Raw genomic sequence first — 23,695 nt, forward strand, 5'->3', positions numbered from 1 at the left:
CGGTCTCTTTCGACAGCGACGGGATCGGCGGCACATCTCAGATACAGTTCGCCACCCTTTCTCCAGGCCTCTCGCTTACGGCATCCTCGTTCTTTGTGACTTGAAAAGCGGGGAAACCACTTCAGATAGGACAGGCAGACAAACTGAATTGGATGACCGTTGGCACCCGCGGGTGCCAACGGAAAATCGGCTCAGTTCGAGTTTTGATTGAGATAGCTATAGACGCCCGCACCGATGGCGACAGCTCCTATCGTGATCAAAATGGATGGAGCTCCCATCAAGGTGGCGACAATTCCCCAAACGAGGGCGACGGCTATGGCACCTGCCGTCCCCAAAATCATTCTGGGCCATTTCGACATGATCCGCGTCTATCGCCTTAGCGCGTATAAGCGATCGATGGTTTCCATCGGCATTGCTACGTCGTCGTCCAGCAGCCGGGTGATCCTGGCAAAGCCGGTAAAAGCCTTCCTGGCTTCCTCGGCCGACATCTGACCCGCCAGAGCCGCCGCGCAGCAGTTCAGCGCGCATTGATACACCGGCCCGCGCCGGCCTGTTGGCCATTTCCGCAAAAATACCATTGCCTCGCTAACACTGTCGATTTCTTCCACAGGTTGCCCCTGCCCGCGCGAAATTCGCACTGGCGAAAAGAATTGCAAGCGATTCATTGTTTCCTCCCGGTCGATCGCGATGCCTTCGATCGAACCTAATTAAATTCACGATTAATCATTTGGTTCCAGTCAAAAAGACCTAACCCGAAAAAAAGGCGTGGCCGCTGCAACGCATCGACGCCACAATTATCCGGTGCCCTCCTTCTCGACAAGAAATCCGCTGGCCAATTGCCGGTTATCGCGCAGCTTTTTGCCGTCGCGGGGAACGTTCTGGTAGCTGAAGCATTTCGACATTGCGATGACGTTTTGAGGGAAATGCCAAACATGAGAATAGCCCATGTGGCGCCGCTCCATGAATCCGTGCCGCCCAGGCTTTATGGAGGTACGGAGCGCATCGTCTCCTACCTGACCGAAGGCTTGGTCGAGCTTGGCCATAACGTCACCTTGTTCGCCAGCGGCGACGCAAGCACGTCGGCAAGATTGGTGCCGTGTCGCGAGCATGCGCTTCGCCTCGATCCCAGTCCGCTGAAATCCGAAACGGCCGCGCATCTGACAATGCTCGCCGAGGTGAGGAAGCGTTCTCAAGAATTTGATATCATTCACTTCCATCTCAGCCATTTCCTGCATTTTCCCTTCTTCGAACATATGCCCGAGCGGACGGTGACGACACCGCATGGCAGGCTCGACTATGTCGATCTGGCACCGGCCTATGAGCATTTCCCGCGCTTTCCGATGATCTCCATTTCCCACAGCCAAAGAACGGGACTGGCCAACGCCAATTTTCTAGCGACAATCCATCACGGGCTGCCGACAAATATTTACGAGCCGACTTTCGAGACAGGTGGAAGCGAACCCTACCTCGCCTTCCTTGGCCGCATGTCGCGCGACAAGCGTCCGGACCGCGCCATCGAGATCGCGCTGCGCTCGGGACTGAAGCTGAAGCTTGCCGCCAAGATCGGCGATGACGACCGCGCCTATTTCCATGAGGTGGTGGAGCCGATGATCGACGGCGACCGCATCGACTATGTCGGGGAGATCGTGGAGGACGAAAAGGCGGAATTCCTCGGCAAGGCGGCCGGCCTCATATTTCCAATTGACTGGCCCGAGCCGTTCGGCCTTGCCGTCATCGAGGCGATGGCCTGCGGCACACCGGTGATCGCCTGGAATTGCGGCGCCATGCCGGAGATCGTCGACCAGGGCGTGACCGGCTTCATCGTGGATTCGATAGAGGACGCGGTCGCGTCAGTGCCCGACTTGCTGCGGCTCGACAGGCGAAAGGTGAGAGCGGTGTTCGAGAAGCGGTTCTCCGCCACGAGAATGGCGCGCGACTACGTGGCCGCGTATGAGCGGCTGATCAATATTCCCGCCGAAGCGAGGGCTTCGTGATTGGTGTCGCGCATTCACAGACCGAGACTATAGAGATTCGAGAGAGATGAACCAACTCGACGAGCGCAAGCTCGATCCCGCCGTAGCACTTGCTTCCCTGGACGCGACAGCCCCTCGTGAGCCGCACCGGCTATTTGCGCTCAAGCAGGGCGACTGCTTTATTGTTGCCGATGCCTATGGCGACATACGCGGCGCCGGCGACGGTTTTTTCCGCGACGACACACGGGTGCTCTCCGAATTCCGGCTGACCGTTGGCGGCAGACAGACGTCGTTGCTCGGCGCATCGCTCAGCCAGGACAATGTGCTCTTCACCAGCAACCTAACCAATCTGCCGATGCAAAGCGCCGACGGCCGCGACATTCCGCAGGGTGCAATCCATATCGAACGCGTCAGGTTGCTTTGGCAGGACCGGCTGTTCGAGCGCATCACCCTTTCCAACTACAGCCGGGAAAACTCGACCATCGGCGTTTCGCTGCATTTTGCCGCCGATTTCCGCGACATGTTCGAAGTGCGTGGCTCAACAAGGCCCAAGCGTGGGATGGCCCATGCGGCCGAGACCGATGCGACCTCCGTCCTGCTTCGCTATGACGGATTGGACGGGCTGGCGCGTGCATCGGCCATATCGTTCTCGCATGCGCCGGATCATCTGACGGCCGACCGCGCCGATTTCCTGATCGCCGTGACCAAGCGCAGCAGCAAGGTGCTCTACATCGAGGCCGGCCCCGAGATAGCTGTCGCACCCGACCGCGACCGTTTCCGTGCCGCTGCGGCCCGGGCACGCTTCGGCATGCGGGCCAAGCGCCGCCATGGCGCCACGGTGCACAGTTCGGGCCGTGTCTTCAACGACTGGGTCGAGCGCGCCCGCGCCGATGTGGCGCTGCTGACCACCGAGCTTGAAACCGGACCCTACCCCTATGCGGGCATCCCCTGGTTTTCGACGGCATTCGGCCGCGACGGCGTCATCTCGGCGCTGCAGATGCTCTGGCTCAACCCCGGCCTGGCGCGGGGCGTGCTGGCCTTCCTGGCCCAGCACCAGGCGACCGAGACGTTGCCTTTCAGCGATTCGCAGCCCGGCAAGATCATGCATGAGACCCGCAAGGGTGAAATGGCGGCGCTGCGCGAGCTCCCCTTCGGTCGCTACTATGGCGGTGTCGACACGACGCCGCTCTATATCCAGCTCGCCTGTGCCTATGCGGACCGTACCGGTGACATGGCGTTCATCGACAGCCTGTGGCCGTCGCTCTGTGCGGCAGCCGAATGGACGGAAGAGGCAAGCCGCGCGACCGGCTTCGTTACCTATCAGCGCGCCGCCGAATCCGGCCTTGCCAACCAGGGGTGGAAGGACAGTTTCGATTCCGTCTTCCATGCCGACGGCCGCATCCCCAAGGGGCCGATCGCCCTGGTGGAGGTGCAAGGCTACGTCTTTGCCGCGTTCCAGGGCTTGGCGAAGCTCGCCCGCCGCCGCGGCGAGGACGATAGAGCCGATCACTGGGACGGCAGCGCCGAGGCCATGCGGGCTGCGGTGGAGCGCCACTTCTGGCTGGAAGATCTTGGCTTTTATGCTCTGGCGATCGACGGCGCCGGCGAGCCCTGCAAGGTGCGTACGTCAAATGTCGGCCATCTTCTCTACGTGGGGCTTCCCGAGCCGGCACGGGCACAGATGGTCGCCGATCAGTTGCTTTCCGCATCCTTCCACTCGGGCTGGGGGCTGAGGACGCTTGCCGACGATGCTGTGTTCTTCAACCCGATGTCCTACCACAACGGTTCGATCTGGCCGCACGACACTGCCATGTGTGGCGCCGGCCTGGCGCGTTATGGCGAGCGTGAGAGCGTGGTCCGGCTGATGAGCGGTACGTTCGAGTCGGCGGTGCATTTCAACATGCGGCTGCCCGAACTGTTCTGTGGTTTTACCCGCGCGCCGGGCGAAGCGCCGATCGCCTATCCTGTCGCCTGCCTGCCGCAGGCGTGGTCGGCCGGGTCCGCCTTCATGCTGATGCAGGCCTGCCTTGGTCTCGAAATCGACGGCTGGGACGGCGAAATCCGCGTCACCCGCCCCAGGTTGCCGATTGGTATCGACACGCTCACGCTGAGGCATCTGGGCGTTGGCGCAAAGGCGGTCGATCTGACATTCCAGCGCGTCGGCGATCGGGTCGTCGCCTTCCTCGCCGACCGGCATGAGGGCCTGGTTCCGCTCATCGTGCGGACCTAGCTCAAGTCTTGTTTCCAGATTGCACAGGCGGTGTTCAAATCATCGGAACCGATAGCCCATTTGTGCGTTGCACAAATACCGGCATACGGCGGCCTGTCGCCAGTGGCTGGCTGCGAACTCGAAAAATAACGAGAAAAATGGTCGCCGACCGGCCGGAGGCGAATTGACGTTCCAATGACAGAATACGCACTTTGGGTTTTGATCCTTGCAAGCTTCGGCCTTTCCGCCATTGCCGTTGTGTTCTCGATATCCCGTCGCCGCCACAGCCACACACCGGCGGTTGCGTATACCGCTGGCGAGGACGTGGCTTCGGAAGCGGCACGCAAAGTGTTGCGGGAATTCGAAAAGAATGGTCAGTCTGTCGACACGGCACTGGTCACCTGGTCGCCCGACACCTTGCGCAAGATCCTGGCCGACGATCTGCCGGAGGCGCAAGTCATCGTGGTGTCCAATCGCGAACCCTATATCCACAACATCAAGGGCAATGGCGTCGAACTCGTGGTGCCGGCCAGCGGGCTGGTTTCGGCGCTCGAGCCGATCACCCGCGCCTGTGGTGGCACCTGGATCGCCTATGGCGGCGGCACGGCCGACCGTCTCATGGTCGACGAGAACGACCGCGTGCTGGTGCCGCCGGGCAATCCCTCCTACGCGCTGCGCAGGGTCTGGCTGACGGAGGAGGAGCATCAAGGCTACTATTTGGGTTTCGCCAATGAAGGCCTATGGCCGCTTTGCCATATCGCCTTCACCCGGCCGGTTTTTCGCGCCTCTGACTGGGAGGCCTATGAGGCCGTAAACCAGAAATTCGCCGACACCGTGGTCGCCGAAGCGCGCAACGAGCGACCGATCGTGCTGGTTCAGGATTACCATTTCGCCCTCTTGCCGCGCATGATCCGGGAGCGTCTGCCCGAGGCGATCGTCATTACCTTCTGGCATATTCCGTGGCCCAACTCCGAGGTTTACAGCATCTGCCCATGGCGTGAGCGGATCCTGGAGGGGCTGCTCGGCAGTTCGATCATCGGCTTCCATACCCAGTTCCATGCCAACAATTTCACCGAAAGCGTCGACCGCTTCCTCGAAAGCCGGATAGAACGGGCGGATGCGGCAATCTCCTATGGTGGGCAGACGACCCTGGTCCACGCCTATCCCATCTCCATCGAATGGCCGGCCGAACTTCTGGCAAAGCTGCCGGATGTCGACGAATGCCGCGCCCGTCTGCGCGAGAGGTTCGGACTGAAAGCGGAAGTCAAACTCTGCGTCGGGGTCGAGCGGCTCGACTACACCAAGGGCATTCTCGATCGTTTCCAGGCGCTGGAAGAACTGTTCACGAGACATCCCGAATGGGTCGGGAAACTGGTGTTCCTGCAGATCGCAGCGCCCAGCCGCGGCACACTCCCGGCGTACAAGCAACTGCACGATGAATGCCATCGCTATGCGGAAGAACTCAACCAGCGCTTCGGCAGCGAGGGCTACAAGCCGGTCATCATGGTCGCCGAACATCATTCGCAGGAGCAGGTCTACGAGATCTATCGCGCCGCCGATATCTGCATGGTCACCAGCCTGCATGACGGCATGAATCTGGTCGCCAAGGAATTCGTCGCGGCGCGCGACGACGAACAGGGTGTGCTTCTGCTCAGTACCTTCGCCGGCGCTTCACGCGAACTGCTGGAAGCGCTGATCGTCAATCCCTACGATGCGGCCATGATGAGCGAGGCGCTGCTGCAGGCGCTGACCATGGCGCCGGACGAGCAGCGCGAACGTATGCGGCCCATGCGCGAAATGGTCCGCGACAACAATGTCTATCGCTGGGCCGGCAGCATGCTTCTGGACGCGGCGCGTCTGCGCAAGCGCGGCGACCTCGACCGGGTGACGGGTACCGGCGAACGGCCGCCCTCAAACGCCAACAACGTCATTTCCATGTTCGAGCGGATGCGGAAGGCTGCATCATGAGGGGCGTTCAAAAGCCGCCGACGCTGGATCTGCCGGCAGGGCAATGGGCGCTCTTCCTCGATATCGACGGCACTTTGCTCGAACACGCATCCCATCCCGACGCGGTCTTCGTCAGTGAGGAACTGCGTGGGCTTCTCGGCAATATCGAGCAGAGGCTGGGCGGCGCCCTCGCCTTCATCACGGGACGTTCGGTTTCCGTTGCCGACAGATTGTTTCATCCGCTGAAGCTGCGCGTCGCCGGACTCTATGGACTGGAACACCGGCTGACGCCTGACGGCCCGGTCGAAGTTGCGGACGCACCAGCGGATGTCGCCGCCCTTGCCGATGCGATCGAAGCCGAACTGGGCAGGAACCAGGTCTATATCGAGCGTAAAGGCCCGATCCTCGCCATCCATACGCGTGCGGCACCGCATTTGCTTGCCAGGGCAACCCATCTTGTCGAACAGGCATTGGCCCAGCTTCCCGATGGCTATCGGGTGATCCTGGGAAATGCGGGTGTTGAACTCATGCCGCTCGAAGCGGCCAAGGGTGCTGCCGTGCGGCGTTTCATGACAATCCCGCCATTTGCGGGTCGGCGGCCTGTCTTCCTCGGTGATGATGCGCCGGATGAAAATGGGTTCGAGGCGATAAACGAAGCTGGCGGCATCTCTATCCGTATCAGGCCGCGTGGGCCAACCGCGGCAGAATACGTGCTCAACGACGTGAGCAGCGCAATAGGCTGGCTCAAAGCCAATTTCGAAACGTCGCCGGTGCCTTGATCGCGATCTCCGATCAGGGTGCCGCAAGGCGATGCACTTGTGCTCCAGGAGGTGTAAGCCACCCTGGTTCTACTTACCGACCATCTCGGCGAGTTTGCGCACCGTGTTCCAGTTGCGCGAGGTACCGATGCCGAGACGTTTGTGACTCACCGCCGCAAGCAGCCGCGAACTCGGCGTCTCGCGGGAAAAGACGATCCAGAGATCGCCGCCGACCGCCTGCAGCTTTTCATCCTTGCCGATATAGGCCTTGAGCGCCGCGGCAGCTTCCGCAGCAACCGGCTTGCGCATCACACGCACCGCCACCTGGTCGGCAGCTGCGGCCGATTCGGCTGGAAACGGATTGCCGGCCGCAAGCCTCAGCCAATCATCCGCACGGCGCACAATAATATCGACATGGCGGCCGAAGATTTTCTCAAACGCCGTCTCCAACCGGCGTTCCAGCGCGGCAATCTCCGTCTCTTTCGTTTCGAAGACCAGATTGCCGGTCGCCACCAGCGTGCGCGGGTTCTTCAGCCTCAGAGCTTCCGCCATCGCCTTGAGATCGGCCATGACGACCCGCCGCCCCTCGCCGAGGATGATGCTGTAGAGCAGTGCGACATAGGTCTGCATGGTGCCCCGGCCTTTTAGCGTGCGTTGAGATTCAGGTCAGGCCGCGCCGAGAATGGTGGTTTCCGAGAACCGGAGCGGAGCGTACATTTGGGTACGTGAGCATCGGAAGCGCAGGAAACTGCCGTTCGCAGGCCGGCATCACCTGAATCTCAACGCACCCTAGACCAGCCGGCTCTGCTCCACCGCCGCCCCGATGAAGCTGGCGAACAGCGGATGCGGATCGAGCGGCCGGCTTTTCAACTCCGGGTGATACTGCACGCCGATGAACCAGGGGTGGTCGGGATATTCGATCGTTTCCGGCAGCACCCCGTCCGGCGACATGCCGGCAAAGACCAAGCCGCAATCCTCGAGCCGCTCCTTGTAGTCGACATTCACCTCGTAGCGGTGGCGGTGACGCTCGGAAATCTGCGTGTCGCCATAGATGTCGGCGATCTTCGAACCCTTGGCGAGTTCGGCCTGATAGGCGCCGAGCCGCATGGTGCCGCCGAGGTCGCCGGTCTCCCTGCGCTTCTCCAGCATGTTGCCCTTCAGCCATTCGGTCATCAGGCCGACGACCGGCTCGTCGGTGGGGCCGAATTCCGTCGACGAAGCGTGCTCGACGCCGGCCAGGGAACGCGCCGCCTCGATGCAGGCCATCTGCATGCCGAAGCAGATGCCGAAATACGGCACCTTTCGCTCGCGGGCGAACTTCGCCGCCAGGATCTTGCCTTCCGAGCCGCGTTCGCCGAAGCCGCCGGGCACAAGGATGCCATGCACCTTTTCCAGCCAGGGCGTCGGATCTTCCTTCTCGAAGATCTCGCTTTCGATCCAGTCGAGCCTGACCTTGACGCGGTTGGCCAGCCCGCCATGCGACAGCGCCTCGATGAGCGATTTGTAGGCATCCTTGAGGCCGGTGTACTTGCCGACGACGGCAATCGTCACCTCGCCTTCCGGGTTATGGATGCGGCTGGACACCGCCTGCCACGGCTCCATACGTGGCTTGGGCGCCGGATCGATGCCGAAGGCAGCCAGCACTTCCGAATCCAGCCCCTCATTGTGATAGGCCATCGGCACGTCGTAGATATGCGGCACGTCGAGCGCCTGGATGACCGCGCTTTCCCTGACATTGCAGAACAGCGACAGTTTGCGGCGCTCTTCCTTCGGGATGGGACGGTCGGCGCGGACCAGCAGGATGTCGGGCGCAATACCGATGCCGCGCAACTCCTTGACCGAATGCTGGGTCGGCTTGGTCTTCAACTCGCCCGCCGTCGGAATATAGGGCATCAGCGTCAGATGGACGTAGACGGCGTTGTTGCGCGGCAGATCGTTGCCGAGCTGGCGGATCGCCTCCAGGAACGGCATCGCCTCGATGTCGCCGACGGTGCCGCCGATCTCGCAGAGCACGAAGTCATAGTCGTCATTGCCGTCGAGGACGAAATGCTTGATCTCGTCGGTTACGTGCGGAATGACCTGCACGGTGGCGCCAAGATAGTCGCCGCGCCGCTCGCGCTCGATGATGTTCTTGTAGATGCGGCCGGTGGTGATGTTGTCCTGCTGGTTGGCCGAGCGGCCGGTGAAGCGCTCATAGTGGCCAAGATCGAGATCGGTCTCGGCGCCATCATCGGTGACGAAGACCTCGCCATGCTGGTAAGGCGACATCGTGCCGGGGTCGACATTGAGATAGGGATCGAGCTTCTTGATGCGCGCGCGATAGCCTCGCGCCTGCAAGAGAGCTCCAAGGGCCGCTGCAGCGATGCCTTTTCCGAGTGAGGAAACCACGCCGCCTGTGATGAATACATATCGCGCCATGGGAGTCATCGCTTAACGCGGCCGAATTGATTCCGCCAGAGAAAAAACCGCCGCGAAGGCTTTTTCCCAAGAAGGCGCTCTGGTGATGGATGAGCAAAAACAAAAAGGGCCGGCGAGGCCGGCCCTTTCGGCAGTATCGGTCAGAACGTCAGATGATGACGACCTTGGTGCCTATTTTCACCCGGCGGTAAAGGTCCATGACGTGCTCGTTGATCATGCGGTAGCAGCCATTGGAGGCGCTGGTTCCGATCGACTGCGGCGCGATGGTGCCGTGAATGCGCAGATAGGTGTCCTTCTTGCCGTCATAGAGATAGATGGCGCGCGCGCCGAGCGGATTTTCGCCGCCGCCGGGCATGCCGTCCTTGTACTGGCCGTATTGCTTGGGCTCGCGCTTCTGCATGTCGAGCGTCGGGATCCAGCGCGGCCATTCCTGCTTGTCGCCAACGGCAACCGTGCCCTTGAACTGCAGGCCTTCACGGCCGACCGCGATCGCGTAGCGGCGGGCAGTCGACGACGATTCGACGAGATAGAGGCGACGCGCGCTGGTATCGATGACGATGGTGCCCGGATTGTAGCCGGAGAACTCGACTTCCTGAGGCACGAATTCCGGCTTTACCTTGAACTGCCGCTTGGCTTCCTTCCTTTCGAGTGCGGCGTCGAGGGCGCGCGTCTCGGGGAGCAGCGACATGGAGGAAGACGAGGACGTGCCGCCGAACAGGCCGGCGAAGAGCCCGACGCTCCGCGGTTTCTGCCCGACCGCCTCGCTGCGCAATTCGCCGTTGTTGCCGGTCAGCGCGACATTCATCGCCTCGGCCGGAAGTGGTTCCGCCGACTGGATCGGCGCGATCGGCTGAACCGGTTCGATGATTTTGACGGTCCTCTTCTTGGCTGACTTGGCGTCAGCCACCTTGGTCGCTGCGGCCGGCTGCGCCTTCTGGCCCTTCTTGGCAAGGAACGCCTGCCGTTCCACGTCGGCCTTGGCTTTGGCCGCCTCGCGCATCGCCAGCTTCCTGGCCTCGATCGCCCTGGCGCGAGCGGCCTCCTTGTCGGCCGCGATCTTGGCTTCGATCTTGCTGATCTGGGCAAGGTCGTCCGGCGTCGGGTTTTTCTTCTTCTTGAGAAGTCTCAGTTGTGCCGCGTCGCTTTTGGCGGCGACGTTGACGACGTCGGTTGTTACTGCGGCTCTGGAGGCCGAATTGCCCGCCGGCATGGCCGCGTAAGCGGGCGTGCTAAGGCCGAGCACGGCACAAAGGCCGGCTAAAATGAAGCTGCGAAGCTGCATGGCGAAGATCCGATCGTTCAATGCTTGTTGCCCACGGCGTCGCCCGGCGTCCCCCAAGGACGCCGAAAGTGCCGCGCGCAATCTATAATCGATTAGCCGGAGTCGCCTCAAGCGCGCCGTCGTGCCGCGCCCGGTCGATTCTTCGTGATCGTGCAGCATTTGCCGCGACTGTGTTCAAACAACAACAGATCGCGGCGCCGGACGCTTACCAGTTACTGGTTTGGAACCTGCGGCGTGACCGGCAAGGTGACGCCGTTCGTGGCCGGCGGCGTGGTCGAACCCGCCGCGGGCGGCGGAGCCGGAGCGGTCGCCGGGGGCGTTGCCGCGGCATCATTGCCGGAAGGCGGTGTCGGCGCCGTGTTGCCGGGCAATTGGTCGAGCACGCCCTTGCCCGCGCCGTCCGTTGCCGGCACGCGGTCGAGAATGTCGATCGGCTTCTCGCCGTAACGGGCGACGATCGACAGTGTCAGCGAGGTGGCGAAGAAAGCCGCCGCCAGGATCGCCGTCGCCCGCGTCAGCGCGTTGGCGGCGCCGCGCGCGGTCATGAAGCCGGATCCGCCGCCGATGCCGAGGCCGCCGCCTTCGGAGCGCTGCAACAGCACCACGCCGACAAGAGCGAGCACGACCATGAGGTGGACGACGATCAGTACGGTTTCCATAGTTTATCCTGGCACAGCCTTGCGCGGCCGCAAATACGACCGGTGATTTGGAGGCGGCTCAATACAATGCTTTGACGGCATTTCCAAGCCCGTGGCCGGAATATGGGAAGCAATGCGCCCCTTGCAACGATTTCCCGCAGCCGCGCCGCCCGCCCGAGGTCGACGAGAGGTCCGGATATTACGAGATATTCCGATAGGCTTCGGCGATGCCGAGAAAGTCCGCAGCCTTCAAACTGGCGCCGCCGACCAGCGCGCCGTCGACATTCCTGACGCCGAGCAGTTCGACCGCGTTCGAGGGCTTGACCGAGCCACCATAAAGTATGCGCATCTTCGCCGCGGCACCGCCAAGCTTTTCCGACAGTTTTTCACGGATATGCGCATGTGCCTCGGCGACATCGGCGGCGGTGGGCGTCAGTCCCGTGCCGATTGCCCATACCGGTTCGTAGGCGATGATGGAGTTCGACGCCGTGGCGTTCGGCGGCACCGAGCCGGCGACCTGGCGCGACAGCACATCGAGCGTGGCACCCGCTTCGCGTTCGGCCCTGGTCTCGCCGATGCAGACGATGGCCACAAGCCCGGCGCGCCATGCGGCCGACGCCTTGGCCTGAACCGTCGCGTCGTCCTCGCTGCTTTGCTCACGGCATTCGGAATGACCGACGATGACGTGGCTGGCGCCGGCATCCTTCAGCATCTCGGCCGAGATACAGCCGGTATAGGCGCCACTTTCCTTGCTGTGGCAATCCTCGCCCCCGGCCCGGACCGGCGTGCGCGACAAAATCTCCGCGGCATGCGCAAGCAGCGTCGCCGGAACGCAGACCAGCGCTTCGGTCTCCGCATCGAGCCCGCTCATGAAGCCGTTGCCGATCATCCTGAGTTCGTTGAGCGAGGCGCTGGTGCCGTTCATTTTCCAGTTGCCTGCGACCAGTGGGCGGATTCCTGGCGTCATTGTTTTGCTTCTCCGGACGATATTCGGCTCTAGTGTGGTGGATTTGAAGTTCCTGCCATTTTGATGGCATCAGCGTTCAGGAACTTCAAATCCAAAACCACACTAGAATTCAAATGTTTGCTAGTGTGGCTTAGAATCCGAAATTCGCCCACAGCGCTGCTCCAACCCACTGCGAATTTCGGATTCGCCACATTAGCCCTCACTACCAAAATCAGGCCACAAAGCAATCGACAGTGGGCCGTAAGGGCGCTATTGCGCTTGTTTCAGGAACGGCGCATGCGAGAATGCGCAAAAAACGGAAGTAACCATGCTTGGTACGTTGAGAAGCGCGGCGGGAACCTGGGTCGCGAAACTGTTGCTGTCTTTGCTGGTGTTGAGTTTCCTCGTCTGGGGCGTCTCCGGGGAGCTGATGGGCGGTTTCGCCGGCCGCGACGCCGTCATCACGGCCGGAGGCACCAAAGTATCGGTCAACGAATATCGCCTCGCGTATGATCGCCAGATCAGCGTGATGTCGCAGCAATTCGGCCAGCGCATCAGCCGCGAGCAGGCGACGGCGCTCGGCATCGACAACCAAGTGCTGGCGCAGCTCGTTTCAGGCGCCGTGCTCGACGAGCAGGCCCGCAAGCTCGGGCTCGGCCTCTCGAAGGACCGGTTGGCCGAACTCGCGCGCGAAGACCCGGCGTTCAAGGGGCCCGGGGGCAAGTTCGACAGGCGGACCTTCGACTATATGCTGCAACAGGCCGGCATGCGGCCCGAAGACTATCTCAGGAATCGCGCCCAGGTGGCGGTGCGCCAGCAGATCGTCGAGGCGGTGTCCGACGGTCTCAAAGCCCCGGATGCCTTCTTCAAGGCGGTCGCGCTCTATCGCGGCGAAGACCGCACCATCGACTATTTGCCTCTGCCGAAATCGCTGGTCGAGCCGATCGAAGCGCCGTCCGACAGTGCGCTTTCGGCCTATTTCGATGAAAACAAGAAGACCTATGCGGCGCCGGAATACCGCAAATTCTCCTATGTCAGGCTCGAGCCGCAAGACATTATGGATTTGAGCGCCGTGAGCGACCAGCAAGTCAGCGACGACTACAGCAAGAACAAGGCGCGTTACACCACACCGGAACTACGCACCATCGAACAGCTCGTCTTCAAGACGCCTGAAGCCGCCAAGGCCGCGCTCGATTCGCTGCAGACGGGTGCCACCTTCGACAAGATTGTCGCCGCCGAAGGCAAGACGCCGGCCGACACGCTGCTTGGTACGCTGGCCCGGGACAAGATCGCCGACAAGGCGGTGGCGGATGCGGCGTTCGCGCTCAACGTCAATGAAGTCAGCCCGGTCGTACAAGGCGCCTTCGGTCCGGTGCTGCTGCGCGTCACCGAGATCAAACCCGAAGTGGTAAAACCGCTGGCCGAGGTGTCCGCCGAGACCCGCAAGGATCTAGCGCTGGGCGAGGCAAGCCGCATCCTGCTGGATGTACGAGACAGTTACGACGACACCCGCGCCTCGGGCAGCACGCTTGCGGAAGCGGCCGCCAAACTGAAGCTCAAGCTCGTCACCATCGACGCGATCGATCGCACCGGCCAGACGCCGGACGCGACCATCGTCAAGGACCTGCCGGAATCCCCTGAGCTCATCAAGGGCGTCTTCAGCGCCGAGCCGGGCACCGAAAACGACGCCATCACCACAGCCGACAACGGCTTCGTGTTTTACGAGGTGGCTTCGATCACGCCTGCCCGCGACCGCACGCTGGATGAGGTCCGCCAGAAATTGGTGGCCGACTGGACGGCGGCGGAAACGGCCAAGCGGCTCACCGCAAAGGCGAACGAGCTGGAAAAGCGTCTCAAGGCCGGCACCACACTCGATGTGATCGCCGGCGAGTTCAAGCTCGAGAAGCAGACCAAGCGCGGCGTCAAGCGCGAGGCCGACGACGTCGATTTCGGCAAGGAAGGGGCGGCCGCGATGTTCGGCGTCGGCGAAGGCGGAACCGGGCTCATCCCCTCGCCCACCGGCGACGGACAGATCCTGTACAAGGTCGCCGAGGTCTTCGAGCCTGCCGGCGCCGACGCCAGCTCCTTGCCGGACGATGTGCAGAAATCCTTCACGTCAGGCATGTCAGACGACCTGCTCGACCAGCTGGTGGCGCAGTTGCAGACGCAATACGACGTTCGCATCGACCAGACCGCCGTTGCCCAAGCCCTGACCAGATGAGCGCGCTGAAGACCCACATCGCCAAGGTCGCCACCGGAACCGCGCTTTCCTTCGAGGAAGCGCGCGAGGCTTTCGACATCATCATGTCGGGCGATGCCACGCCCGGCCAGATCGGCGGGTTCCTGATGGCGCTGCGCGTGCGCGGCGAGACGGTGAGCGAGATTTCCGGCGCCGTCGCCACGATGCGCGCCAAGATGCTGCGCGTCGACGCGCCCGCTGGCGCCATCGACATCGTCGGCACCGGCGGCGACAATTCGCACTCGGTCAACATCTCGACCGCATCCGCCTTCGTCATCGCCGCCAGCGGCGTTCCCGTGGCCAAGCATGGCAATCGCGGGCTGTCCTCGCAGACCGGGGCAGCCGATGTGCTGATCGCTCTCGGGGTCAAGATCGACATCCCGCCGGAAACGATCGGCCGCTGCATCCATGAGGCCGGAGTCGGCTTCATGTTCGCGCCCGCGCATCATCCGGCGATGAAGCATGTCGGCCCGACCCGTGTCGAGCTCGGCACGCGCACCATCTTCAACCTGCTTGGGCCGCTGTCCAACCCGGCCGGGGTCAGCAGGCAGATGGTCGGCGTGTTTCTGCCGGAATGGATCATGCCGGTGGCCGAGACATTGAAGGCGCTCGGCGCCGACCATGCCTGGGTCGCGCATGGCGACGGCTATGACGAAATCACCACCACCGGCGAGACTGAGGTGGCCGAACTGGTTGGCGGCGAGATCCGCAGCTTTACGCTGACCCCGGAAGCCGTCGGGCTGAAACGCCGCACCAAGGACGAGCTGCGCGGCGGCGACGCCGCCTACAACGCCAAGGCCTTGCGCGACATGCTGGGCGGCGCTGCCGGCGCCTATCGCGACACGGTGCTGATGAATGCCGGCGCCGGGCTGGTGGTGGCGGGCAAGGCAACCACGCTCGCCGACGGCATGGCAAGCGCCGCGCAAGCTATCGACAGCGGCCGCGCGCTGAAAGTGCTCGACAGGCTGGTCGCGATTTCGAACGGATAGGGAATGGCTGATATCCTGCGCAAGATCGAGGCCTACAAGCGCGACGAGATCGCGGCGGCGAAGGTTCGCGTGCCGCTGGCCGAGATCAAGGCACGGGCGAAGGATGCCGCCGCGCCGCGCGGCTTTCTCGCGGCGCTTGAAGCCAGGCGCAAATCCGGCGCTTTCGCCCTGATCGCCGAGATCAAGAAGGCGAGCCCTTCCAAGGGCCTGATCCGCGCCGATTTCGACCCGCCTGCACTCGCCAAGGCCTATGCGGCAGGTGGTGCTTCCTGCCTTTCGGTGCTGACCGACGCGCCGTCCTTCCAGGGCGCGCCCGAATTTCTGACCAAGGCGCGCAACGCCGTGGCTTTGCCAGCGCTCCGCAAGGATTTTCTGTTCGATCCGTACCAAGTTTACGAGGCGCGAGCCTGGGGCGCGGACGCTATCCTCATCATCATGGCCAGCGTCGATGACGCCATGGCCAGCGAACTCGAATCGACGGCTTTCGAGCTCGGCATGGAGGCGCTGGTCGAAGTGCATGACGAAGCCGAGATGGAGCGGGCGCTGAAACTGTCGTCGCGGCTGATCGGCATCAACAACCGCAATCTCAGGACGTTCGAAACCAGCATCGAGACCTCTGAGCGGCTGGCCGCAATGGTGCCGGCCGATCGGCTGCTGGTCAGCGAGAGCGGTATCTTTTCACATGACGACTGCCGCCGGCTGGAAAAGAGCGGCATCGGCACTTTCCTTGTCGGCGAGAGCCTGATGCGGCAACAGGACGTGGCCGCTGCGACACGCTCGCTGTTGACCGGCAAGGCACCGGCCGAGGCGGTCTGACAATGGCGCCTGCCCTCACCCATCTTGGCGCGCAAGGCGAAGCTAATATGGTCGATGTCGGCGACAAGGCGGAGACGACGCGCACGGCGATCGCCGAGGGCGTTGTCTCGATGCGGCCCGAAACACTGGAAATGATCCTGGCGGGCAACGCCAAGAAGGGCGACGTGCTCGGCACGGCGCGCATTGCCGGCATCATGGCGGCCAAGAAGACGCATGAGCTGATCCCGCTTTGCCACCCGCTGCTGCTAACGAAAGTCTCCGTCGACATCGAGCCGGACCATTCGCTGCCCGGCCTGAAGGTCACGGCGCTGGCCCGCGTCACCGGCAAGACCGGTGTCGAGATGGAAGCACTGACCGCGGCCTCGGTCGCTTGTCTGACGATCTACGACATGGCCAAGGCGGTCGACCGCGCCATAGTGATCTCCGGCATCAGGCTGGTGGAGAAGACCGGCGGCAAGTCCGGCGACTACAAGGCGGGTTCATAAATGGTTCCGGTGGCGGAGGCGCTCGAACGCCTCCTTGACGGTGCGACGGCGCTGCCAGGCGAAAGCGTTGCGCTGATGGACGCGGCTGACCGGGTTTTGGCCGAGCCCGTGGTTGCGCTCCGCACCCAGCCGCCCTTCAATGCTTCGGCCATGGACGGCTATGCCGCGCGGGCCGCCGATGTCGCATCCATACCCGCCAGACTTTCGGTGATCGGCATGGCGCCGGCCGGTCGTGGCTTCGAAGGCACTGTCGGTCCGGCGCAGGCCGTGCGCATTTTCACTGGAGCGCCGCTTCCCGCCGGCGCCGACACCATCGTCATCCAGGAGAATACCAGGGATCTCGGCGGCGGCGGCATCGAAGTGATCGAGCCGGCGCCGGAGTGGCGTAACATCCGCCGCCTCGGGCTCGATTTCTCAAAGGGCGACGTCCTGCTGGAGAAAGGCCGCCTGCTCGATCCCGCGGCTTTGTCGCTGGCCGCATCGGCCAATCATCCGCGTGTCAGCGTGGTGAAACGGCCGCTGGTTGCCATCATCGCCACCGGCGACGAATTGCTGCCGCCGGGCAGCGACCTCGGACCCGACCAGATCATCTCGTCCAATGCCTATGGCGTTGCCGCCGCCGCCCGGTCGGTCGGCGCAAATGCCCTCGATCTCGGCATTGCCGCCGACCGACAGGAAGCGATCGCAGCGCTGGTGAAAGCGGCGGTCGCGGCCGAAGCGGATGTCATCGTCACGCTTGGCGGCGCTTCGGTCGGCGATCACGACCTCGTCCATGACGTGCTGACCGGCGAAGGCATGACGCTCGATTTCTGGAAGATCGCCATGCGTCCCGGCAAGCCGCTGATGTTCGGGCGGCTGGGTGATGTCAGATGCATAGGCCTGCCCGGCAATCCGGTGGCGAGCCTGGTCTGCACGCAGCTCTTCCTGAAGCCGCTGCTGGCGCGGCTCGGCGGCCGCGTCCATCGGCAAGACATGCGCGAGACGCGGCTGGGCGCTGCGATGCCGGCGAACGATCTCAGGCAGGATTATGTCCGCGCCGTGGTGACGGAAGAGGCCGGCACGTTTGTGGCGACACCGTTCGGCATTCAGGATTCGTCGATGCTCAGAATGCTGGCCGACGCCAATGGGCTGATCGTGCGTGAGCCCTTTGCTCCCGCTGCCGCCGCAGGCGCTGCCTGCCGCGTGCTGATGCTACGCTGAACAAAACGTCAACACATTCATTAAACTTTAAACGGTTGCGGAACACAACTGGAACAGATAGTGTTTGTTCTGGGTTTGTTTTTCTGATTCTGTTTGGGGGCCGCGATGCTGACACGCAAACAACATGAACTGCTTATGTTCATCCACGAAAGGCTGAAGGAAAGCGGCATTCCCCCCTCGTTCGACGAGATGAAGGAAGCGCTCGATCTCGCCTCCAAATCCGGAATCCATCGGCTGATCACGGCGCTGGAGGAACGCGGTTTCATTCGCCGGCTACCGAACCGCGCTCGTGCGCTGGAGGTGCTGCGTCTTCCCGACTCGATTGCGCCCGGCCTCAATGCGGCGCGCAAATTCTCGCCAAGCGTCATTCAGGGCAGCCTTGGCCAGAGCAATCCCGGGCAGGGCAACCTTGGGCGGCAGATCAAGCCGGCGCTGTCCCGCATGCCTTCTGCCGGCAACAATGACGACGCCGTCGCCGCTGTGTCCATTCCGGTGATGGGCCGCATCGCCGCCGGTGTGCCGATCGACGCCATCCAGCACCAGACGCACTCCATCTCGGTGCCGCCCGACATGATCATGGGCGGCGAACATTACGCGCTTGAGGTCAAGGGCGATTCGATGATCGAGGCCGGCATTTTCGACGGCGACACGGTGATCATCCGCAACGCTGACACCGCCCAGCCTGGCGAGATCATTGTGGCGCTGGTCGACGAGGAGGAAGCGACGCTGAAGCGGTTCCGCCGCAAGGGCGCCTCGATCGCGCTCGAAGCCGCCAATCCGGCCTATGAGACGCGCATCTTCGGACCGGACCGGGTCAAGGTGCAAGGCAAGCTCGTCGGTTTGATCCGGCGTTACTGAACCACAGGCTGCTTCGGTTTCTCGGGCTTGCGGTATGGCGGCAGGCCCCTCGCCTCGCGCGAGAATTTTCGCTGGGTATGCCAGGGCCGGTATGGCTCTTCGACGGCGAAGCGGATTTGCGCGCGCGTCGTCGCCGATTGCGGATTAAAGAAGATAGCGGCACTGCCGGCGCGGGCAAGTTGCCGTTTGGTGACGACAAGGATCAGCGGATTACGGCAGGGATCATAGGCGGTGGCATCGTCGATGACGATCAGATCGGCAAAGGCGCAGGCTGGCCGGGCGATCTTGCGGTCGCTGGCGAGCGCAACGATAGCGCCCGACGGATGCCGGGCGACGCATAGGCCCGCTGTGCAGTAAAAAGGCGCGCCCGCTGGCAATTCAGCCGGATCGGTTATGTCAAACTGGGCGTCTCCCTTGTCGAACGTCTCCGGCTCGACGATGGTTTCAGACACCAGCGCATACTTCCAGTTGTCGGTGGTAAATACGTTCGAACGCACCCGATTGATGGCAAGTTCGCCGTTGCCGATCGGCAGCGCCACCAGATGGGCGTCCTCCGAGATCAGGACGTCGGGCGTGCGTGTATGGGAAATCGTCAGCAGTCCGGCGAGCGCGAAAGGAAGGGCCACGAGCCGTAGCCGGGTCGTCGCCATGGTCGCAATGACAAGGGCGATCGTCACCAGCAGAACCGAATGGCGCGAAATCAGCCCGACCGCATCGATCGGCGAGCGCTCCGATATCCAGCCGGACAGGGCAATCATCGCCGTCAGCCCCTTGCCCATCACATAAAGGAAGGGGCCATCGGCGCCGAACGGCATCGCCAGCGCGCTGAGAACGGCGAAAGGCATGACCACCAGCGAGACGATCGGCATGACGGCGAGGTTGGCGAACAGGCTGAGCGGCGACACGCGCTGGAAGTGCCATATGGCGAAAAGCGCGGTAGCGCCGCCGGCAATGATGGAGGTCATGGCGAGGCCGCCCATCGCAGCCAAGAATTTTCGCGTAACGAAACCAGGCAGCGATCGTCGTGGCGGTGGCGGGGTGACCTTGCCGGCGCGGTAATCGGACCAGCCGGCATAGGCGCCGACGAGTGCGGCGGTCGCGGCGAAGGACATCTGGAAACTCGGGCCGACCACCTCGTGCGGCGACACCAGGATGACGGCAATCGCCGAAATCGCCAGATTGCGCATGGTGAGTGCCGCCCGGTCGAACAGCACCGCGATCAGCATCACCGCCAGCATGATGAAGCTGCGCTCGGCCGCGACCACAACGCCTGAAATGACGAGATAGGCCGCGATCGAAAAGAGTGCGGCTGCGGCCGCATATTTCTTGATCGGCCGGCGCGAGGAAAAATCGGGAAACAGCGCGAAGGCGCCGCGTAGCAGCGCCATGACCGTGCCTGCGACCAGTGCCATATGCAGGCCGGAGATGGAGATGATGTGGTAGATGCCGGTGCGCCGCATCGCCTCGTTGATCTTCTCGGGGATGCCGGCGCGCACGCCGACAATCAAGGCAGCGGCGATCTCGCCCTCGGCGCCACCAACTTGACTGCGAATATGGTCCGCGATGCTCTGCCGCGCTTTCTCGACCGCCGAAGAGAGGCGCGCGGCAAGCGGTACACCATCCGGCGTCGCGGCATCCAGGCGGACAAGTTTCGGCGTGCCGAGGAAAAAACCGCTGGCGCCGATGCCGGCGAAATAGCTGTCGAAGGAGAAATCATAGCTGTCCGGCCGCACCGGACCGGTTGGCGGCAGCAGCCTGGCATAGCCGGTCACTACGGATCCGGCGGTCATGCCAGGCGGTATTTTCGAAGCCGAAACGCGAACCCGTTCCGGGGCATAGCGCAGCGTCGGCCGGGCAGTCGAGATCACATCGATGGTCAGCCGGACGCGGCCGTTCGCCATCTGGTCGAGGCTGACGACACGGCCGGTCAGCCGCGTCGGGATTTCCGAACCGAGCACCGGCGTTGCCACGCGCCAGGTCTCGACCTTGGCGGCGAGCACGCCGAGCGCGCACAGCAGCGCTGCCATGAAGCACAGATGCGTCTTGCGCCATGACCGCGAGACGGCCGCGCACAAGGCCATCAGGACCACGACGGCGATGGGCTGCGCAAAGTCCGGTTCCACGGCAAGCGAAAAATAGAAGATCACCCCGGATGCCAGGAAAACCGGCACCAGCAGGAAGGCGACACCCCGGTCGATTTCCAGGCTGGCCGCCGAGACCACGCTGTTGCGGATGCTGGACGGCGAAAGGCGGCGAAGCTGCCCGCCAAGGCGATCGGCAGGGCCGACTGTCGGCACTGGCGCCGTTGGCGTGCGATCCTGCGGCAAGGGCGGAATATCGACACGCGGCAGCGAAGCCGGCGCCGGCAGGACGGGAACGGATGCGGCAAACAACAACCGTTCGCTGACGCCGGTGACTGCATCCTCGCTCTCGTCTGTACCCCGGCCTCGTCCAGCCATCGGGTCTGCCCCCTGCGCCCTTGACCTCCTATGCTACATGAACGCGCAAAGCGCGAAAGTCCGCGCAACCACACCCGCGCCTTCGGCGGCGGTGGAGTATTCAATCTCACCTCTATCGACCGGTAGTGTCTCAGTTTGAATTTCCGCCAAAGGTGGAATGTTCCCCTTCGTCTCGTCGATGGGAACGAGCAAGTAGCGCCACTTGCCAACCTCAGCACCTCTAAGCGCGAACGTCTGGTGTGATGCCCGATGCGCGCATTCGTAGGGCATCTCGCTGTTACATCGCGGTGACAAAAGCACCGCCACGGTGGCGTCAACCGGTTACACAGGGCAGGAAATATCTCCGGCCTTCTGGGAGTGGCGTGTCAGCGTCCCCAGAGGCTGCGTGGGCGTGTCGTCGGTTGGCTGTTAGCGCGGCGACTGGAACGCTCCACGCATCGCAAGCGGGATAGCGAAATCTCGTGAAGGCAAGGTCAAGCTGCGTTCTCCGTTCTGTATCGGCGACGGGCGGCGACTGGGAGAGATGGATACCATGCACGTGGGGCGTCTGGAAGTTGGCAGGACATCGACGCGGGGCGGCCCGCGTGCAGGCGCTTGGCTGAGCGGTGCAATGACCGCGCAGCGCCACCTCGCAGCGATCCTGGCTTGCGACGTGGTCGGCTATTCGCGCCTGACGGAGCGCGACGAGCGCGGCACGCTCGAGCGGCTGAAGATCTACCGCAAGAACCTCCTGGAACCGCTGGTCTCCGAGCACCAGGGTCGGATCGTCAAGCTCACCGGCGACGGCATGCTGTGCGAGTTCGCGAGCGTCGTTAACGCGGTGACCTCGGCGATGGCGATCCAGCAGGCCTTGGCGGAACACGAGGCGGAGACGCCCGAGGAAGAGCGGATTCGCTTCCGCATCGGCGTCAATCTCGGCGACGTGGTCTGCGAGGAGGACGGCGACCTCTACGGCGACGGGGTCAACATCGCCGCCCGCCTCGAAAGCATCGCCGATCCCGGCACCGTGGTCGTCTCGGGCACCGCCTACGACCACCTTCAGGGCAAGCTCGACTGCGGCTTCACGCCGCTCGGCGACCTGCGCCTCAAGAACATCGAGCGGCCTGTGCGCGCCTACCGCGTCGAGACCGACGCCAGCACCTCGGTGGCTGCACCGCCTCCCCTGCCTGAGAAACCCTCGATCGCGGTTCTGCCTTTCACCAACATGAGCGGCGACCCCGACCAGGAATACTTCGCCGACGGGCTGGTGGAGGACATCATCACGGGATTGAGCCGGGTGAACTCCTTCTTCGTGATCGCCCGCAACTCGTCCTTCACCTACAAGGGCCGGGCGGTGGACCTGCGCCAGGTCGGGCGCGAGCTGGGCGTCCGCTACGTGCTCGAAGGCAGCATCCGCAGAGCAGGATCGCGGGTGCGCATCAGTGGGCAGTTGGTGGACGCGATCAGTGGACACCATGTCTGGGCCGACCGCTTCGAGGGCGACGTGAGCGACATCTTCGACCTGCAGGACAAGGTGACCGAGAGCGTCGTCGGCGCTGTCGAACCGAGCATCCGGCTGGAGGAGATCAAGCAGGCGCGCATGAAGCCGACCGACTACATCAGCGCCTACGACCTCTACCTTCGCGCGCTGCCGCGCTTCTACAGCATGACGCGCGAAGGCTTTGTCGACGTGCGCCGGCTCACCAACGAGGCGCTCAGCATCGACCCTGGCTTCAACTTGGCGAAGGCACTCGGCGCCTATATCCGCAGCCTATCCGTGAGCCAGTGCTGGCACGAGCCCGACGATATCCGAGTCGCCGCGCGCATGGCGCGCGAGGTACTGGCGGAAGCGCGCGACGACCCCACGAGCCTACGCTTCGCCGCGCAGGTGATCGCCTACAGCGCGAAGGACTACGAGATGGCGCTGGGCACGATCGAACGATCCCTGCTGCTCAACCCCAATTCGGCGCAGGGCCATACTGGCAGCGGCTGGGTGAACGCACATTCCAGCCGCCCGCTCGTCGCGATCGAGCACTTTCGCAGGGCAATGCGGCTGAGCCCGGTCGACCCCGAGAAGGGCATCGCGCTCTCCGGCATCGGGATGAGCTACCTGATGCTCGAGCGCTACGAGGAAGCGCTGGCATGGGGAGAACGCGCGCTGCACGAGATGCCGAACTACGGCTCTTCGCACCGGGTGGTGATCATGGCGCTGGTCAAACTCAATCGGCTGGACGAGGCGCAGGCGGCGGCGCGGCGGCTGATGGAGGCGTTCCCGACCTACACACTCACCCTGCAGAGACAGATCAACCCGTGGCTGGACAAGGTGTTCGCCGAGCGTTACGTCGAGGCGTTGGGCATCTCCGGCGTGCCGGAGTGATCGTCGCGGTTGCAAAGATGCCCTCTTCTGCGCGTCACGTCCGGCCAGGCGACGTCCCTTGATCCCGCGTCGCTTCTGCAAGGATAGTTCTCTGGCCGGCTTGTCCGAGGACTGAGCGCGTA

Annotated in this window: 18 protein-coding genes; 11 read left to right on the forward strand and 7 right to left on the reverse strand. The window is 63.2% G+C overall.

The features are described from left to right. Window positions 1–368 precede the first annotated feature (368 nt). On the reverse strand, window positions 369–665 hold the full coding sequence (locus MESS4_RS32445; protein WP_006334506.1) for a DUF982 domain-containing protein: 297 nt from the start codon (window positions 663–665) through the stop codon (window positions 369–371). Between the two features lie 267 nt (window positions 666–932). Between MESS4_RS32445 and MESS4_RS19255 the strand changes: the two genes are divergently transcribed. The 4 genes from MESS4_RS19255 to otsB all read left to right on the forward strand — a co-directional run bounded on the left by MESS4_RS19255 (window position 933) and on the right by otsB (window position 6,908). Next, the gene (locus tag MESS4_RS19255) at window positions 933–1,994 is read left to right on the forward strand and encodes a glycosyltransferase family 4 protein (protein ID WP_006334507.1); all 1,062 of its coding nucleotides are present in this window, start codon (window positions 933–935) and stop codon (window positions 1,992–1,994) included. 46 nt (window positions 1,995–2,040) lie between these two features. Further along, window positions 2,041–4,203, forward strand: coding sequence for an amylo-alpha-1,6-glucosidase (locus tag MESS4_RS19260; protein WP_006334508.1), 2,163 nt, complete (start codon window positions 2,041–2,043; stop codon window positions 4,201–4,203). Window positions 4,204–4,377: 174 nt separating this feature from the next. Then, window positions 4,378–6,150, forward strand: a complete 1,773-nt coding sequence (locus MESS4_RS19265; RefSeq protein ID WP_006334509.1) for a trehalose-6-phosphate synthase — start codon at window positions 4,378–4,380, stop codon at window positions 6,148–6,150. After that, the gene (otsB, locus tag MESS4_RS19270; protein WP_006334510.1) at window positions 6,147–6,908 is read left to right on the forward strand and encodes a trehalose-phosphatase; all 762 of its coding nucleotides are present in this window, start codon (window positions 6,147–6,149) and stop codon (window positions 6,906–6,908) included. The genes MESS4_RS19265 and otsB overlap by 4 nt, the downstream gene beginning before the upstream one ends. A gap of 69 nt (window positions 6,909–6,977) precedes the next feature. Here the strand turns inward: otsB and MESS4_RS19275 are convergent, their stop codons facing one another. The 5 genes from MESS4_RS19275 to tpiA all read right to left on the reverse strand — a co-directional run bounded on the left by MESS4_RS19275 (window position 6,978) and on the right by tpiA (window position 12,192). Next, window positions 6,978–7,517 (reverse strand): DUF1697 domain-containing protein, encoded by a 540-nt coding sequence (locus MESS4_RS19275; RefSeq protein WP_006334517.1) that lies wholly within the window; start codon window positions 7,515–7,517, stop codon window positions 6,978–6,980. Window positions 7,518–7,676: 159 nt separating this feature from the next. Then, a complete protein-coding gene (locus tag MESS4_RS19280) occupies window positions 7,677–9,314 on the reverse strand; it encodes a CTP synthase (protein WP_081609791.1) in 1,638 nt (545 codons plus the stop codon). 139 nt (window positions 9,315–9,453) lie between these two features. After that, window positions 9,454–10,587: a L,D-transpeptidase gene (locus tag MESS4_RS19285; RefSeq protein WP_006334520.1), complete on the reverse strand. Its 1,134-nt coding sequence runs from the start codon at window positions 10,585–10,587 to the stop codon at window positions 9,454–9,456. Window positions 10,588–10,799: 212 nt separating this feature from the next. Beyond that, a complete protein-coding gene (gene secG, locus MESS4_RS19290) occupies window positions 10,800–11,246 on the reverse strand; it encodes a preprotein translocase subunit SecG (RefSeq protein ID WP_006334521.1) in 447 nt (148 codons plus the stop codon). 178 nt (window positions 11,247–11,424) lie between these two features. Continuing rightward, the gene (gene tpiA, locus MESS4_RS19295; RefSeq protein WP_036241682.1) at window positions 11,425–12,192 is read right to left on the reverse strand and encodes a triose-phosphate isomerase; all 768 of its coding nucleotides are present in this window, start codon (window positions 12,190–12,192) and stop codon (window positions 11,425–11,427) included. 307 nt (window positions 12,193–12,499) lie between these two features. Here tpiA and MESS4_RS19300 point away from each other — a divergent pair, with 307 nt between their 5' ends. The 6 genes from MESS4_RS19300 to lexA all read left to right on the forward strand — a co-directional run bounded on the left by MESS4_RS19300 (window position 12,500) and on the right by lexA (window position 18,758). Continuing rightward, the gene (locus MESS4_RS19300) at window positions 12,500–14,392 is read left to right on the forward strand and encodes a SurA N-terminal domain-containing protein (protein ID WP_006334523.1); all 1,893 of its coding nucleotides are present in this window, start codon (window positions 12,500–12,502) and stop codon (window positions 14,390–14,392) included. Further along, the gene (trpD, locus tag MESS4_RS19305; protein ID WP_006334524.1) at window positions 14,389–15,399 is read left to right on the forward strand and encodes an anthranilate phosphoribosyltransferase; all 1,011 of its coding nucleotides are present in this window, start codon (window positions 14,389–14,391) and stop codon (window positions 15,397–15,399) included. Before MESS4_RS19300 ends, trpD begins: the two co-directional genes overlap by 4 nt. 3 nt (window positions 15,400–15,402) lie before the next feature. Beyond that, window positions 15,403–16,215, forward strand: a complete 813-nt coding sequence (gene trpC, locus MESS4_RS19310) for an indole-3-glycerol phosphate synthase TrpC (RefSeq protein ID WP_006334525.1) — start codon at window positions 15,403–15,405, stop codon at window positions 16,213–16,215. A gap of 2 nt (window positions 16,216–16,217) precedes the next feature. Beyond that, window positions 16,218–16,700, forward strand: a complete 483-nt coding sequence (moaC, locus tag MESS4_RS19315) for a cyclic pyranopterin monophosphate synthase MoaC (protein ID WP_006334526.1) — start codon at window positions 16,218–16,220, stop codon at window positions 16,698–16,700. Next, a complete protein-coding gene (gene glp / locus MESS4_RS19320; RefSeq protein ID WP_006334527.1) occupies window positions 16,701–17,900 on the forward strand; it encodes a gephyrin-like molybdotransferase Glp in 1,200 nt (399 codons plus the stop codon). It abuts the gene before it with no gap. Window positions 17,901–18,005: 105 nt separating this feature from the next. Further along, entirely contained in the window at window positions 18,006–18,758 is a 753-nt protein-coding gene (gene lexA, locus MESS4_RS19325; RefSeq protein ID WP_006334528.1) for a transcriptional repressor LexA, read from the forward strand. Here the strand turns inward: lexA and MESS4_RS19330 are convergent. Beyond that, the gene (locus MESS4_RS19330) at window positions 18,752–21,217 is read right to left on the reverse strand and encodes a ComEC/Rec2 family competence protein (protein WP_006334529.1); all 2,466 of its coding nucleotides are present in this window, start codon (window positions 21,215–21,217) and stop codon (window positions 18,752–18,754) included. The genes lexA and MESS4_RS19330 overlap by 7 nt on opposite strands. Window positions 21,218–21,827: 610 nt before the next feature. Here MESS4_RS19330 and MESS4_RS19340 point away from each other — a divergent pair. Continuing rightward, on the forward strand, window positions 21,828–23,573 hold the full coding sequence (locus tag MESS4_RS19340; protein WP_036241684.1) for an adenylate/guanylate cyclase domain-containing protein: 1,746 nt from the start codon (window positions 21,828–21,830) through the stop codon (window positions 23,571–23,573). Window positions 23,574–23,695: the final 122 nt, after the last annotated feature.

It is taken from the genome of Mesorhizobium sp. STM 4661, assembly GCF_000359125.1.
Classification (GTDB): domain Bacteria; phylum Pseudomonadota; class Alphaproteobacteria; order Rhizobiales; family Rhizobiaceae; genus Mesorhizobium.

What these genes read in the sequence shown, in the direction of transcription:
- otsB (WP_006334510.1), top strand. Translation starts at nt 6,147, where the DNA reads ATGAGGGGCGTTCAAAAGCCGCCGACGCTGGATCTGCCGGCAGGGCAA.
- MESS4_RS19340 (WP_036241684.1), top strand. Translation starts at nt 21,828, where the DNA reads ATGACCGCGCAGCGCCACCTCGCAGCGATCCTGGCTTGCGACGTGGTC.
- trpD (WP_006334524.1), top strand. Translation starts at nt 14,389, where the DNA reads ATGAGCGCGCTGAAGACCCACATCGCCAAGGTCGCCACCGGAACCGCG.
- lexA (WP_006334528.1), top strand. Translation starts at nt 18,006, where the DNA reads ATGCTGACACGCAAACAACATGAACTGCTTATGTTCATCCACGAAAGG.
- glp (WP_006334527.1), top strand. Translation starts at nt 16,701, where the DNA reads ATGGTTCCGGTGGCGGAGGCGCTCGAACGCCTCCTTGACGGTGCGACG.
- moaC (WP_006334526.1), top strand. Translation starts at nt 16,218, where the DNA reads ATGGCGCCTGCCCTCACCCATCTTGGCGCGCAAGGCGAAGCTAATATG.
- MESS4_RS19255 (WP_006334507.1), top strand. Translation starts at nt 933, where the DNA reads ATGAGAATAGCCCATGTGGCGCCGCTCCATGAATCCGTGCCGCCCAGG.
- tpiA (WP_036241682.1), bottom strand. Translation starts at nt 12,192, where the DNA reads ATGACGCCAGGAATCCGCCCACTGGTCGCAGGCAACTGGAAAATGAAC.
- MESS4_RS32445 (WP_006334506.1), bottom strand. Translation starts at nt 665, where the DNA reads ATGAATCGCTTGCAATTCTTTTCGCCAGTGCGAATTTCGCGCGGGCAG.
- trpC (WP_006334525.1), top strand. Translation starts at nt 15,403, where the DNA reads ATGGCTGATATCCTGCGCAAGATCGAGGCCTACAAGCGCGACGAGATC.
- MESS4_RS19260 (WP_006334508.1), top strand. Translation starts at nt 2,041, where the DNA reads ATGAACCAACTCGACGAGCGCAAGCTCGATCCCGCCGTAGCACTTGCT.
- MESS4_RS19265 (WP_006334509.1), top strand. Translation starts at nt 4,378, where the DNA reads ATGACAGAATACGCACTTTGGGTTTTGATCCTTGCAAGCTTCGGCCTT.
- MESS4_RS19330 (WP_006334529.1), bottom strand. Translation starts at nt 21,217, where the DNA reads ATGGCTGGACGAGGCCGGGGTACAGACGAGAGCGAGGATGCAGTCACC.
- secG (WP_006334521.1), bottom strand. Translation starts at nt 11,246, where the DNA reads ATGGAAACCGTACTGATCGTCGTCCACCTCATGGTCGTGCTCGCTCTT.
- MESS4_RS19280 (WP_081609791.1), bottom strand. Translation starts at nt 9,314, where the DNA reads ATGACTCCCATGGCGCGATATGTATTCATCACAGGCGGCGTGGTTTCC.
- MESS4_RS19285 (WP_006334520.1), bottom strand. Translation starts at nt 10,587, where the DNA reads ATGCAGCTTCGCAGCTTCATTTTAGCCGGCCTTTGTGCCGTGCTCGGC.
- MESS4_RS19275 (WP_006334517.1), bottom strand. Translation starts at nt 7,517, where the DNA reads ATGCAGACCTATGTCGCACTGCTCTACAGCATCATCCTCGGCGAGGGG.
- MESS4_RS19300 (WP_006334523.1), top strand. Translation starts at nt 12,500, where the DNA reads ATGCTTGGTACGTTGAGAAGCGCGGCGGGAACCTGGGTCGCGAAACTG.